We start from the raw sequence: 14486 nt of genomic DNA, 5'->3' as shown, positions 1-14486 counted from the left end.
ATTTACTCTCCACTATGATCTCGCTTTTAGAGGAATCAGTTCCATTCTAAAGCGTATTAATCGTTCAAATTATCCTCTGACCCCATTACCCCAGAACGCTTCGCATGCATCTCAAACTTAAATAAGCGACATTCTAGGGGGCCGTTAAATAAGGGTGTGCGCTTTGACTCTTTAATTCGTAGCTGCCCTGGCAAAGCCATGTCTGCGGTCAGCACAAAGACATTCCAACCCCCAAAAGCATCTTTGAGGTGTTGACCAAACTGGCGCAAGAATTCCACAAACTTGGGATCCTGTTCTTCCTGGGCTTGGAGTTTCTTAAGAGATTCCCGGCTTGAGCGTTTAGCGCTTTGTCGCCCCGTTTCTAAATTCAGCTCAAAACGATTTTCTGGTTCTTCAGTTTCATAACTGGCATCCCGAGCGCCCTTTTCCTGACCACGACCACCCTTAATGACTAAGCGCTCGCCATAAGGAGGATTTAATAGCATGACACCATCTTTGGTATTTGCTGGTGGCTTGCTTGCCATAGCATCAATCTGACGCACGACTGGTTGATCAGGTAATTGAGCTCTTTGCCAGTTTCCGCGGAACATAGAAACCAGCTTCTCATTAATATCACTACCACTAATTCCGAGGGATTCGGCACTTGAATATTGCTTACGCTTTTCCAAAATTTCGGTGAGGGATGCCTCTTTTAAAGTAAGCCAACGCTTTTGTTCAGCTGCTTCGTTAAAGGGCTTTAACCTCTGAAAACCAAAACCATGTGCCGAGGTGACCAATGGGCGATAAGCCAGTCTGCTAGCTTTGACATCGTCACCATACATTCCCGCCCGAATTCCTCCAGGAGGTATGGCTAAAGCCATTTGTGCAGCTTCAATTAAAAAGGTCCCACTTCCGCACATCGGATCAAATAAAGTCTGTCCTGGCTGCCAGCCTGTAATAGACAAAATGCCAGCAGCTAAATTTTCTTTTAAGGGGGCGTCGCCTTTTTCATCTCGCCAGCCACGTTTAAAAAGAGCTTCACCTGAAGTATCTAAATAAATAGTGACTTGCGTTGCTGTTAAATGAGCCTGCACCCGAATATCCGGAAAGGCAGTGTCAATATTGGGACGATCCCCTGTGACATCACGTAAGCGATCCACAATGGCGTCTTTAATCTTCAGAGTTGCAAAATTGAGACTCTTTAAAGGCGAACGATGTGCCGTTACATCCACCCGTAATGTTTGCTTAGAGGTAAACCAATCCTCCCAAGCTAAACCGCTGGCTAACTTATAGAGATCATCTTCCTGCCTGTATGGGGCTTGCGCCATTTGCAACAACACGCGGCTGGCAATTCTGGAGTGGAGATTTAAAGCCATTGCGGCAGAGAGTGGTCCGGCAAGCCCGATACCACCAGTAGGACTGGTCGGGGTTGGATCAATCACCCATGCGCCTAATGCTTTGGAATCGGGACGCTTGGCAATCTCTGCGAGCTCCTGTGCAAGCGGAACTTCTAAACCGCCTGGGCAAACAACAAAAAATCTCATGGGGCTAACAGTCTCAAATAAGGGAAAGACAAATAAAGAAATTCAGAATAGTTATTTCATGCTTATGGCTTAAAAATTACTAATGCCACAACTACCAATAATAAGATGACTGGGGCTTCATTAAACCAGCGATACCAAACACCAGGCTTAGTATTGATACCAGCGCGAAACTTCTTTAATAAAGTAAAGCAGGCATGGTGATAACCAATAACTAGAATCACGAAAAATAATTTGGCGTGCATCCATACCTCGCCAGCACCAATTCCAAAAACTAGCCAAAGTATTAAGCCCAACAAGACTGCTGGCACGGCCAATATGGTCATAAATCGGAAGAGGCGATCAGCCATTCCCAAGAGACGAGCATAAGCCTCTGGATTTTTCTCATCCGCCAGATTCACATAAATTCGCGGAAGATAAAACAAACCAGCAAACCAAGAGGTGATCAGCACAATATGAAAGGTTTTAACCCAGAGGTAAGCATTCATCATGGTTTATTTAATTCAATTAATTACGGATCTCGCCATGACCCATGACGATATATTTCAGTGAGGTTAAGCCGTCTAAGCCTACAGGGCCGCGGGCGTGAAGCTTATCATTCGAAATACCAATTTCAGCACCTAAGCCGTATTCAAAGCCATCGGCAAAACGAGTACTGGCATTAACCATCACACTAGCACTATCCACTTCTCGTAAAAAACGATCTGCTTGTACTTTGTTATTCGTGATGATGGCATCAGTATGCTTACTGCCGTAGCGCTCGATATGATTCATCGCCTCATCAATATCAGCGACCGTCTTAATCGATAAAATTGGAGCCAAGTACTCTGTCTGCCAATCTTCCTCTGTAGCATCTACCAAATTTTTAAATCCACTAGCCTCGAGTGTTGATCGTGTTAAAGCATCTACGCGTAACTCAACACCCTTATCTTGATAAATTTTGCAAAGCTCAGGCAGAACCTTAGAAGCAATGCTTTTGTTGACCAAAAGGGTCTCCATCGCATTACAAGGCGCATAGCGCTGTGTCTTTGCGTTATCACAAACTTGAACTGCCATCGCTACATCCGCATCCGCATCAATATAGGTATGACAAATACCATCTAAATGTTTAATCATGGGGACGCGCGCTTCAGCCATAAGGCGGGCAATCAGGCTCTTGCCACCACGTGGAACGATCACATCAATATATTCGGTCATCGTAATCATTTCACCGACGGCGCTGCGATCAGTTGTTGTCACAACCTGAACTGCATCTTTAGGTAAGCCCGCTGCTGCAAGACCGTCTTGAATGATCTGGGCCAACAAGGTATTGGAATCTATCGCCTCAGACCCACCGCGCAGTATTACCGCATTGCCAGACTTTAGGCATAAGGCTGCTGCATCAATTGTGACATTAGGGCGTGACTCATAAATAATTCCGATTACACCTAGCGGAACCCGCATCTGACCCAACTCAATACCTGAAGCCTGTTTTTTCAAGGCAGTAATTTTTCCTATTGGGTCCTCTAGGGAAAAAATTTGCTCTAAACCCAAGGCCATATTTTCAATCGTTTTAGGCATCATGGTTAAGCGATCAATAAAAGCAGCGTCTTGACCATTTGCTTTTGCACGATCAACATCTACTTGATTGACCTTCTGGATTTCACCCGCCTTTTGACGAACCAACTTTGCAATATGCAATAAAGCCTGGTTCTTTTGCTCGCTTGATGCACGAGCCATGGCACGCGATGCACTACGTGCTCGCTTTCCAATATCCTGCATCAATACTTGAATCTCATTACTCATTTACTTTGTTCTCTAAATAACCGTCTAACTATTCTTCTACTTTTCTATTAACGCAATAAATTCCCAACTAAACGCAAGCCATCCCAAGGATCGCCCGGCAATTCTGCTGCAGAAAGCCCTTTCACCTGCCGATCAAGCCCAGCAGCAACCTGCATCGCTCTGCGCAACTTCAGTGGCTGCACCCTTCTTAATGCGGCTGGGTATAGGCGCTCTTTATTGCCCCAAATACGATTTGCCCGCATCAACTGCTGCACTGACTCCCCAGCATCGCTGGCTACCTTTAATTTAGATAGTAGCCTAAGCTCTTCTGTCACGCTCCACAGAATCAAAACCAATGGCTCACCCTCGCCTTTTAAGCCGTCAAGCATGCGATTTAACCTAGGCAAATCACCTGCAAGCATTGCCTCGGTTAATTCAAATACGTTATAGCGCGCCACTTTCAAGATTGAGGACCGAATCTGCTCTTCGGATAACACGCCCTTAGGGTAAAGCAGTCCTAGCTTCAGAATTTCTTGATGAGCCGCAATGAGATTACCCTCGACTTGATCTGCAATGAACTCCAAAGCATGCTGACCCTCAGTGCCGGCCTCGACCTCTTGCTCTTGCATCTTCAATCGACCCGCAATCCATCTAGGCAAATGACTGCGATCTAAAGAATCAACCTGCACTGCCATACCAACATCATCTAAGGCGCTAAACCAAGCTGAAGTCTTTGTCTTACTATCTAATCTTGGTAGCACAATGCACACAACCGTATCTGGACCATCTGGTGAACTTGCTTGTGATTCAAGTTGAGCAGCGAATTGTTTTAAAGCATCAGCACCATCGCGACCTGGTTTGCCAGTCGGTATCCGCAACTCCACCCAACGCTTATCACCAAACAAAGACATGGTTTGACCGGCACTCATGAGTGCACTCCAATCAAATCCGCGCTCTTGCAACATCACCTCACGCTCAGTAAAACCCAATTTCTTGGCGGTAAGACGTAATTGATCCATTGCCTCCATCATCAGGAGGGGTTCGTCCCCGCTAAAGACATAGAGGGGGAGCATCGCACCACCCGATCCCAAGGATTTGAGGTGCACTTGCAAGGCATCGACTTTAACCATGCGGCTTTATCTATCTCTAGAAAGATCTACTTCGTGGGGCTTTAGCGGCAGCAGAGACGCGGCGCAAAATCTGAACAGCTAAATCTTTACGCATCAAAGATAAGAATTGTTGCTGCTGAACATCCGTTGCCAACACGGTCGTATTAGAGAAGTCCATATCTCGGGTCATATAGATTTCACTATCAGGAATAATTTCAGCGCCAGCAAGATCGTAAGCCCTGAAGCCCACACGGATATTCAAACGATAAGCAGAAACTTGACCAGCAGAATTGTAGGCCAAAATCTCACGACCACTAATGTCATTGGTGATATCCAAAATTAAATCGGCATCTTTTGGATTAATAGCAACCTTCACATCCGTGCCCGTCAAAATTGCCGTTTGAATATCAGCACGCAATGGTGGCGATGGATTACCAGTAATCGCTATTGCCTTAAAAGGCAAGTCCACCATGCCGCGCAACCTATAGCCGCAAGCGAGCAAGCCACTGACGGGCGCACTAACAATGAAGCCAAGCATTACACGTCGGAGTAGATTTGCGCTCATATCTTTCGGTTCTCGAATGTTCTGTTCTTGACTATGCAACGATATTAACCAAACGACCAGGTACCACGATGACCTTTTTAGGAGCACCGCCGTTCAGCACTTTCACTGCAGGGTCGCTCTGCAGAGCCAAGGCTTCGATTTGTTCCTTAGAAGCTTCTGCCGGAACCTTAATATCGCCACGTAACTTGCCATTGATTTGCAACATCAAGGTAATTTCAGTTTGAATGAGAGCAGATTCATCCACCGATGGCCATGGGGCATCTAATAAAGGGCCAAAGGTTTTGACGTATCCCATATCCTTCCAGAGCACGTGGGTCAAATGCGGCACTACTGGATAAAGTACGCGCAATAAAATGCCAAGGCACTCACGCAAAACTGGTGCACTAATCGTAGCGCCTTGGTCCAATTTAATAGGCTCAAGAACATTGAGCATCTTCATTGCTGCAGACACCACCGTGTTGTACTGACGACGTTGATAGTCAAAATTTGCTTGCTTCAAAATAGTATGGACTTCGCGACGCAATTCTTTCTCAGCATCATTCAAAGTGCTTGGGATAGCATCCTGTGCCTCACGAATAGCATTCGCCTGACTACTTGAATACATCCAAACGCGACGTAAGAAACGGGAAGCACCATCAACTCCAGCGCCGGACCACTCCAACTGCTGCTCTGGTGGAGCTGCAAACATCACAAATAAACGTGCGGTATCAGCCCCATACTGATCAATCAAGGCTTGCGGATCAACACCATTGTTTTTGCTCTTAGACATCTTCTCAACGCCACCAATCATGACCGGCGTTCCTGAAGTGTCACCCTTTAACTTCGCACCTTGAGGACGACCTTTGTCATCAAGATCTAGCTCCACATCCAAAGGATTGAGCCAAGTCTTCTTGCCGGAGGCTTCTTCGGAGTAATAGGTCTCATTGAGCACCATCCCTTGCGTCAAGAGATTTTGGAAAGGCTCATCGAAGGTAATCAACTTGAGATCACGCATGACCTTGGTCCAGAAGCGTGCATAGAGTAAATGCAAGATCGCATGCTCGATGCCACCAATGTATTGATCCATTGGCATCCAATATTCATTACGCTCATCCACCATGGTCTTCGCATTGGGCCCGGTATAACGCATGAAATACCAAGAAGAATCTACAAAGGTATCCATCGTGTCAGTCTCGCGTCGTGCAGGTTTACCGCACTTGGGACACTTCACGTTCAAAAAGTCTGCACGTTTATTTAATGGATTGCCACTGCCATCTGGCACACAATCTTCTGGCAATACCACCGGCAAGTCTGCCTCGGGAACGGGAACCGCACCACAACCAGGATTGGCTTCATCGCCACAATGAATGATTGGAATCGGTGTGCCCCAATAACGCTGACGAGAAATACCCCAGTCGCGCAAGCGATAGGTCGTCTTGATTTCTCCGATACCCATCTTCTCTAAATCTTGAGCAACAACATTCACGGCTTCCTCATGAGAGAGTCCATTGTATTTGTCGCTATTAAAACAAATAACATCTTCTTTTTGGGCATACCAATCTTGCCAATGCGTGGCATTAAACATCGGCGATTCGCCTTTGAGCGCAACCACTTGCTTAATTGGTAAGTCGTATTTCAGTGCGAAAGCAAAATCACGCTCATCATGTGCAGGAACGCCCATGACGGCGCCATCACCATAAGACATCAAGACATAATTGCCAACCCAAACTGGCACTGACTCATTCGTTAATGGATGGATAACGTACAGACCAGTGAACATGCCCTCTTTTTCTTGAGTAGCTAAATCTGCTTCAATCACGCTACCGGTTTTGCACTTCTCTATAAATGTAGCTAAGGCAGGATTATTAGCTGCAGCTTTGGTGGCTAAGGGATGCTCAGCTGCCACGGCGCAGAAAGTAACACCCATAATGGTGTCAGCGCGGGTTGTAAACACATACAACAAGCCATCTTGTATAAAGTTGCCATGTGCATCAGCAATCTCATGCTTAAACGCAAAGCGCACACCACGACTTTTGCCAATCCAATTTTGTTGCATCGTTTTGACGCGCTCAGGCCAACCCAATCCATCCAAACCAGAAAGTAATTGCTCTGCATAGGCAGTGATGTTGAAGTAGTAGCCTGGAATTTCACGCTTTTCAACTAAGGCGCCTGAGCGCCAACCACGGCCATCAATCACTTGTTCATTTGCTAAAACTGTTTGATCAATTGGATCCCAGTTCACTACTTGGGTCTTGCGATAAGCAATGCCTTTTTCAAGCATCTTTAAAAAGAGCCACTGATTCCATCGGTAGTAATCAGGACTGCAGGTCGCCACTTCTCTTGACCAGTCAATCGCTAAACCCATCGCCGCCATTTGCTTCTTCATATAAGCAATGTTGTCGTAGGTCCATTTAGCTGGCGGCACTTTATTCTGAATCGCCGCATTTTCAGCGGGCATACCAAATGCGTCCCAGCCCATCGGCATCAAGACGTTATATCCCTGCATGCGAAGTTGACGTGCCATCACATCATTAATGGTGTAGTTACGTACGTGGCCCATATGTAACTTACCGGATGGATAAGGCAACATAGAACAGGCGTAATACTTTGGTTTTTTCTTACCGTCCACACCAACTGCGTTTTCGGCTACTTGATAGACTTGCGCACTTTCCCAATCAGCTTGCGCTGCCGCTTCAATACTGCGGTAGTCGTAATCCTTACTCATTCAAAACAACTCTTTTCTGATTTAATTTTTATTGATGTGATTATTTGCGCAAGCCAAGAACATCTTGCATGTCATAAAGACCTGAATTTTGCTTTTGTAAGAAGCGGGCTGCGCGCAGTGAGCCCTGGGCGTATGACTGGCGGCTTGATGATTTATGGCTAATCTCAATGCGCTCACCATCACCTGCAAACAATACGGTGTGATCTCCCACAATATCGCCACCACGAATGGTTGCAAAACCAATTGATCCTGCTTTGCGCTCACCAGTATGTCCTTCACGGGCGTAGACAGCAAGGTCATCTAATTTCTCACCGAGAGCCTCTGCAATTACTTCACCCATTTTCAAAGCAGTACCAGATGGCGCATCTACCTTATGACGATGGTGAGCCTCAATAATTTCAATGTCATATCCTTGATTGAGCATCTTGGCTGCAATCTCTAGCAATTTGAATGTGGCATTAACACCCACGCTCATATTGGGTGCAAACACGATCGCTAATGTTGCAGAAGCCTTTTTCAGATGAGCGATTTGGTCTGCGCTTAAACCAGTGGTACCAATGATCATCTTAGTACCCGTTTTTTCAGCCACAGCCAAATGCGCCATAGTGCCCTCAGGCCTTGTGAAATCGATCAGAAACTCAGCATTTGCTAATACCCCAGCAACATCCGATGAAATCTCGACACCCGTCTTTTTGCCCAAGAAAGCGCCAGCATCTTCACCCAATTGTGGGCAAGTTGAATGCTCAAGGGCACCTACAAGCTGAGCATCTGAGGTATTGAGAACCGCCTCAATCAACATCCTACCCATTCGACCCGTTGCTCCAGCAATTGCAATCTTCATCATGTGTTTCTTCGCTTCTTAATAAAAGTATCTAGGTGCTTTTAGACATTGATATATCTGAAAGCATCTATGTCAAAATTTCTACTGCTTTTTCTCAGTGGCTGGCGGGATATTCATCGCACCAGGCCCCAAAGTTTCAGGTTGCGATACTTGACCATCTGCCGTCTTTGATGAGCCAAAGAAGTCCCAAAAGGAACCTGTACTCGCAGCTGGTACGGGAGGTATCGCAGCCCCCTTAGGCAAGTTATCCGTTGGGCTTGGCACTAACCTTTCTGGCTGCTGCAAAGGCGGGGTCACTGGCGGCTTATTTGAACCTGTCATGACATCCCAAAAAGAACGCTTCGTTTTAGCGTAGTTATCAATCTCAGCAACTAGCTCCACATCTGTAGGCAATGCATCGCCTTCAAATTTAACTAATTTATCGCCATCAAAATAGACAGTGACAACTCGCTCTTTACCTATTCGCTGACCAGCGCGTTTAAATTCAAAAACATAATCCCAACGGTTCGCATGGAAATAGCTTGCTAACAATGGAGTACCCAAAATTTGGCGTACCTGCTCACGTGTCATACCCAGTTGTAATTTAGCGTATTGCTCACTCGAAATAAAGTTGCCCTGAACTATATCCGGAACATAGGGCTGAAAAATTTTGTTCATCCAGGCGCGCTGAGTTTCATTAACCGCCGAAGTACAACCGCCCATTCCTAGCAAGCCAAATATGGCAACGACCAAGACACCCCCTCTAGAGGAGGTAAAACACCCCTTCAGAAGCGGGTTAAAAAAACGACTAAAAAGTTCAAGGCAATTTTGCATGGCTGGCCGTATCATTAAGACATTGATTTTAGCTCCCAAAGCCATGAATACGAACCAAAACCCCACTCCCGAAAATTTGCGTGATATTGGCCTAAAGGCCACTGGTCCGCGTATGAAAATCCTCGATTTTTTTCACCAAAACGGTGGCACCCACTTTAGCGCTGAGGATGTCTTCATGGCACTAGCCAAGGATGACCAAGAAATTGGTCTGGCCACGGTATACCGGGTGCTGACCCAGTTTGAGCAAGCAGGGCTTTTACTTCGGAGTCATTTTGAATCGAGTAAAGGGGATAGTAGGGCTATTTATGAGTTGAATGAGGGTCGTCACCATGATCACTTGGTTTGCCTAGACTGCGGGCACGTAGAAGAGTTTGTGGATGAAGCCATTGAGAAGCGGCAGCGTGATATTGCCAAAAACCTCGGATTTAAGCTGCAAGAGCATTCTTTAGCAATGTATGGCCATTGTCAGAAGAAAAACTGCCGAAATAAGCAAAAATAAGTACTTTTCTGAGTTTTTAATTTGTTTACCAGGACAGAAAATATGAAAAAAGACCTCAAATTGAGGTCTTTTTTACTTTTTAGAAGCTTTTAACTACATTTAATGACTTTTAATTACCTTACCGCCATTAATGCCTCAGCTGCGTTGAGCATTTGAACAGAATAACCCCATTCATTGTCATACCAAGCCAATACTTTGACCAATTTGCCATCCGCTGAAACTCGAGTCTGCGAAGCGTCATAAATACTTGGGCGCGGGTCGTGGTTAAAGTCGATAGACACCAAAGGCAAAGTATTAAAGCCCAAGATGCCTTTGAGTTCACCTTCGCTAGCAGTCTTCAGAATCGCATTCACTTCATCCACACTCGTTGCACGACTTGCTGCAAATGTTAAGTCAACCACTGAAACATTGATTACTGGCACACGCATTGCAAAACCATCAAATCGACCTGCCAATGCTGGCAAAACCAAACCAACTGCTTTTGCTGCACCAGTCTTGGTTGGGATCATGCTGGTAACAGCAGAACGTGCACGACGCATATCCTTGTGATACACATCAGTCAAAACCTGATCATTTGTAAATGCGTGAATGGTTGTCATCAAGCCAGACTCAATGCCAATTTTTTCAAGCAATGGCTTTACCAGTGGCGCCAAACAGTTCGTTGTACAGCTCGCGTTAGAAACAACCACGTCGCTTGGCTTTAATACATTTTGATTAACGCCATAGACAATGGTGGCATCTACATCTTTTTCACCAGGAGCGGAAATTAAAACTTTCTTCGCGCCCTGCTGAATATGAATCATGGCCTTTTCTTTAGAGGTGAACTTACCAGTGCACTCTAAAACTAAATCAACACCCAACTCTCCCCATGGAGTTTCTGCTGGGTTGCGTGTACAGAACATCTTGATGCGATCACCATTCACGACCATGCAATCGCCATCAACTGAAACATCAGCAGGGAAGCGGCCATGGGCAGAATCATATTGAGTCAGATGAGCATTAATCGCAATATCACCCATTGCATTGATTGCAACAATCTTGATATCACGGCGCGGCTTACCGTTAACTTGATCTTCGTACAAGGCGCGTAATACCATGCGGCCAATACGTCCATAACCATTAATTGCGACACGAATTGTCATGTATTTCCCCTTACTAATATTGAATTTATTTCGAGATGCATTGCTGAACAGTCTTCGCAATTTGATCGACTGTTAGGCCAAAATACTCATATAACTGTCCTGCAGGCGCAGACTCACCAAAAGTATCTACGCCATGCACTGCTGCGCACCCATACTTCCACCAGAAATCACTTACGCCTGCTTCAACAGCAATGCGTGGAATATTGGTGGGCAATACTTTGGTTTTATAGGCAGCATCTTGCTGATCAAATACCGTGGTCGATGGCATTGAAACAACGCGCATACCAATTTTTCCTGCACTCTCTTTTTCTAAACGCTCCGCAGTTTGCAATGCCAGCGCAATTTCAGAACCAGTAGCAATAATGACCGCATCAATCTTTCCAGACTGAGGATCACGTAATACATAACCGCCACGTGCAATATCTTTAATCTGCTGACTATTACGTGAAACAAACGGGCAATTTTGACGGCTAAAGATCAGGGCGCTTGGACCATTCTTACGCTCAACCGCCGCGCCCCAAGCTACAGCGCTCTCGGTTGTGTCACAAGGACGCCAAACCATGAGATTTGGGATGAGGCGCAAGCTGGCTACATGTTCTACAGATTGATGGGTAGGGCCATCTTCACCGAGGCCAATAGAGTCATGAGTGAAGACAAAAATACTGCGCAGCTTCATCAATGCAGCCATACGGATTGCATTACGGCTGTAATCAGAGAAGGTTAAGAAAGTACCGCCAAATGGAATATATCCACCATGCAAGGCAATACCGTTCATGATGGCGCTCATACCAAACTCACGCACACCATAGTTAATATGGTTACCCCACTGGTCACCGCGCACCGCTTTGCATGCTGACCAATTGGTTAAATTAGAACCTGTTAAATCCGCAGAGCCACCCATAAATTCTGGCAAGACTGGAGCCAAAGCTTCAATTGCATTTTGACTTGCCTTACGAGTGGCAATGGTTTCTGCTTTGGATTGACAAGTTTTTAAATACGCATTGAGTGTCGATGAAAAATCTTTTGATAATTCACCTTGCATGCGACGCTGCAATTCAGAAGCAAGTTCTGGAAATTTATTTTTGTATTTCTGAAATTCTTTATTCCACTCATGCTCAGCAGCTTGTCCACGCTTTTTAAAATCCCAAGCAGCATAAATATCTTTCGGAATTTCAAACGGAGCATACGGCCAATTCAATGCAACGCGAGTTGCCGCAATCTCAGCTGCGCCCAATGGTGAACCATGCACTTTATCGCTGCCAGCCATATTTGGCGAACCTTGACCAATCGCCGTCTTGCAGCAGATCAGAGTTGGTTTGTCGCTCTTTTTAGCCTTGGCAATCGCCTTAGAAACAGCTTCGGCATCGTGACCATTCACATCCCGAATCACGTTCCAACCATAAGCCTCAAAACGCTTCGGAGTATCCTCGTTAAACCAAGAAACTACCTTGCCATCAATCGAAATACCATTGTCATCCCATAGGGCAATCAACTTATTGAGTTTTAATGTACCAGCCAATGAGCAAACTTCATGACTGATACCTTCCATCAAGCATCCATCACCTAAAAAGACATAGGTGTAATGATCAATGATATTCAGGCCAGGACGATTAAATTCTTCAGCCAGTAATTTTTCAGCAAGCGCCATGCCTACTGCATTGGAAATTCCTTGACCGAGTGGACCTGTAGTCGTTTCTACACCTGGAGTAATTCCGTACTCAGGATGCCCCGGAGTTTTGCTGTGCAATTGACGGAAATTTTTTAACTCTTCAATCGGTAAGTCGTATCCAGAAAGATGTAAGAGTGAATACAGCAACATCGAGCCGTGGCCATTAGATAAAACAAAACGATCACGATCAATCCAATGTGGATCGGTTGGATTGTGCTTTAAATGTTCATTCCATAATCCAACAGCAATATCTGCCATACCCATTGGCATACCAGGGTGACCTGAATTTGCCTGCTGAACTGCATCCATGGATAAGGCGCGAATGGCATTGGCCATGCGAATTTGAAGGTTTGACATCGTAAAAGTGGTCTCGAGGAAAATAAATTGGCTATATTTCAGTAATGCCTCAATTTTATCTTCCCGGACCATGGGAATCCCAAAAGCCCACTACTCTCAGCCCTGAGGTCGCTCACCATCTCCGTGTTCGCCGTATTCAGCCTGGGGAGTCATTTTCCGTATTTGATGGGAAAGGGCAAATTGCCAAGGCAGAACTTCTTTCTTTGAGCGGAAAAAGTGGTTCCGCCCAGCTTAGCGAGATCCACACCGATATCCACCGAGAAACGCCGTATGCCATCACTTTGGCCCAAGGTTTGGCTGGTGGCGACAAAATGGATTGGATTGTGGAAAAGGCAGTAGAAACCGGTGCGCAAAACATTGCGCCACTACAGTGCGAACGCTCGATTCTGAAACTCACACGCTCAAGTGATCAGGATCGCGCCCAAAAGCGACAGATTCATTGGCAAGGGATTATTCAAGCTGCCTGCGAACAATGTGACAGAACAGTATTGGCAGAACTAGAGCCAATTCAAACTTTTGAAGCCTATCTAAAAGCCAACCCAAAACCAGCACTGAAATTACTGCTAAGTCCAGATGCCACGAAAAGCATGTATGCCGTTTTGATGGAAAGCGAACCACAAGATATTGTCTTAATGATTGGTCCTGAGGGCGGTCATTCGCCGGAAGAAGAAGCGCAAGCAGAGGCTGTAGGCTATCAAATAGTTTCCCTAGGGGAACGGGTGCTACGCACTGAAACAGCCGGCGTGGTCGCTATTACAGCGGTTCACAGCGTGTGGAACCCTGAAATGCAAAATCGCCTCAAGTAGAGGCGATTTAAGGAACTTCAAAGCGTATTGCGATTAAGCAAAAGAGTAGAACACGCGATACGGTGTTCGACGCTCAGCCCAATAATCAACAGCATCACGGAAAACATCCAATAAAGTTTCGCGTGCTTCTTTGTCAAATTTTTGCGTACAAGGTAAACCTTCGAGCACGACTACAAATCCAGGCTGTTGACCCGCTTTATCAGTAGTTGTAGTCAAAGCATCTAACAAGGGATCAAAGTTTTTTGCTTGCTGCTTAGTAAAGGAGTAAGCGATAGCAATTGCCTCGAGAACCTCGCCTTTAGTCATTGCATTGGTGCAATTGGCATAGATGAAATGCTGACCGAGTTCTGTAGCTGCTTCCTGTAAATCTGGTGTACGGAAAGCGCGAATAGATTGCACGATATTAGTGCGCACACTGCGCAACATAGCCGGCGGTCCGGCATCACGAACGGCCAAAGCGGCACGCCAAGAAGCTGTCACTTTTTTCCCCGAAACTTGATTTGCTGCATAGGTTTGTAAACGAGATAAGCCGCCCTGGGCATAAATATTGGCAGCGGACGATTCGGTTTCAAGGCGATCATTGCTGTCCCAACTTTCAGCGCGGCTATGTTCTTCGAAGCTGGCTGTATTGCTGTTTTCAGAGCGATTATTCATGATGGGTGCTAGGTTACCCTTAACACGCCATCAAATCAAGCCC

At 45.8% G+C, this 14486-nt stretch carries 13 protein-coding genes; 2 read left to right on the top strand and 11 right to left on the bottom strand.

The window, feature by feature from the left end:
* Nucleotides 1-56: 56 nt before the first annotated feature.
* The 8 genes from FD968_RS01255 to FD968_RS01220 form a co-directional block, all read right to left on the bottom strand.
* Entirely contained in the window at nucleotides 57-1523 is a 1467-nt protein-coding gene (locus FD968_RS01255; RefSeq protein ID WP_215366927.1) for a class I SAM-dependent RNA methyltransferase, read from the bottom strand.
* A gap of 62 nt (nucleotides 1524-1585) precedes the next feature.
* The gene (locus FD968_RS01250) at nucleotides 1586-2011 is read right to left on the bottom strand and encodes a CopD family protein (protein WP_215366925.1); all 426 of its coding nucleotides are present in this window, start codon (nucleotides 2009-2011) and stop codon (nucleotides 1586-1588) included.
* Nucleotides 2012-2027: 16 nt separating this feature from the next.
* Nucleotides 2028-3305, bottom strand: a complete 1278-nt coding sequence (locus tag FD968_RS01245; protein WP_215366923.1) for a glutamate-5-semialdehyde dehydrogenase — start codon at nucleotides 3303-3305, stop codon at nucleotides 2028-2030.
* Nucleotides 3306-3352: 47 nt separating this feature from the next.
* Nucleotides 3353-4414 carry a DNA polymerase III subunit delta gene (gene holA / locus FD968_RS01240; protein ID WP_215366921.1) on the bottom strand — a complete coding sequence of 354 codons (1062 nt, stop codon included), beginning with the start codon at nucleotides 4412-4414 and terminating at the stop codon, nucleotides 3353-3355.
* Nucleotides 4415-4430: 16 nt separating this feature from the next.
* Complete coding sequence (gene lptE, locus FD968_RS01235; protein WP_215366919.1) at nucleotides 4431-4958, bottom strand: LPS assembly lipoprotein LptE; 528 nt, start codon at nucleotides 4956-4958, stop codon at nucleotides 4431-4433.
* Nucleotides 4959-4989: 31 nt separating this feature from the next.
* On the bottom strand, nucleotides 4990-7662 hold the full coding sequence (leuS, locus tag FD968_RS01230; RefSeq protein ID WP_215366917.1) for a leucine--tRNA ligase: 2673 nt from the start codon (nucleotides 7660-7662) through the stop codon (nucleotides 4990-4992).
* A 40-nt stretch (nucleotides 7663-7702) separates the two neighbouring features.
* Nucleotides 7703-8503, bottom strand: coding sequence for a 4-hydroxy-tetrahydrodipicolinate reductase (gene dapB / locus FD968_RS01225; RefSeq protein ID WP_215367899.1), 801 nt, complete (start codon nucleotides 8501-8503; stop codon nucleotides 7703-7705).
* An 81-nt stretch (nucleotides 8504-8584) separates the two neighbouring features.
* A complete protein-coding gene (locus FD968_RS01220) occupies nucleotides 8585-9235 on the bottom strand; it encodes an outer membrane protein assembly factor BamE (protein WP_251367592.1) in 651 nt (216 codons plus the stop codon).
* Nucleotides 9236-9359: 124 nt separating this feature from the next.
* On the opposite strand from FD968_RS01220, the gene fur reads away from it, so the two are divergent.
* Nucleotides 9360-9815 (top strand): ferric iron uptake transcriptional regulator, encoded by a 456-nt coding sequence (gene fur / locus FD968_RS01215; protein ID WP_068949652.1) that lies wholly within the window; start codon nucleotides 9360-9362, stop codon nucleotides 9813-9815.
* Nucleotides 9816-9928: 113 nt separating this feature from the next.
* Here fur and gap read toward each other — a convergent pair whose 3' ends face one another.
* Nucleotides 9929-10957, bottom strand: a complete 1029-nt coding sequence (gap, locus tag FD968_RS01210) for a type I glyceraldehyde-3-phosphate dehydrogenase (RefSeq protein WP_215366913.1) — start codon at nucleotides 10955-10957, stop codon at nucleotides 9929-9931.
* 25 nt (nucleotides 10958-10982) lie between these two features.
* Entirely contained in the window at nucleotides 10983-12983 is a 2001-nt protein-coding gene (tkt, locus tag FD968_RS01205; RefSeq protein ID WP_251367591.1) for a transketolase, read from the bottom strand.
* A 44-nt stretch (nucleotides 12984-13027) separates the two neighbouring features.
* Here tkt and FD968_RS01200 point away from each other — a divergent pair, with 44 nt between their 5' ends.
* Entirely contained in the window at nucleotides 13028-13789 is a 762-nt protein-coding gene (locus FD968_RS01200) for a 16S rRNA (uracil(1498)-N(3))-methyltransferase (RefSeq protein WP_215366911.1), read from the top strand.
* A gap of 33 nt (nucleotides 13790-13822) precedes the next feature.
* Here FD968_RS01200 and FD968_RS01195 read toward each other — a convergent pair whose 3' ends face one another.
* The gene (locus tag FD968_RS01195) at nucleotides 13823-14443 is read right to left on the bottom strand and encodes a barstar family protein (protein ID WP_215366909.1); all 621 of its coding nucleotides are present in this window, start codon (nucleotides 14441-14443) and stop codon (nucleotides 13823-13825) included.
* Nucleotides 14444-14486: the final 43 nt, after the last annotated feature.

This window comes from Polynucleobacter sp. AP-Titi-500A-B4 (assembly GCF_018688095.1).
Classification (GTDB): domain Bacteria; phylum Pseudomonadota; class Gammaproteobacteria; order Burkholderiales; family Burkholderiaceae; genus Polynucleobacter.
The sequence above is the reverse complement of the archived record's forward strand: the minus strand, read 5'-3'. Positions and strand labels throughout refer to the sequence as shown.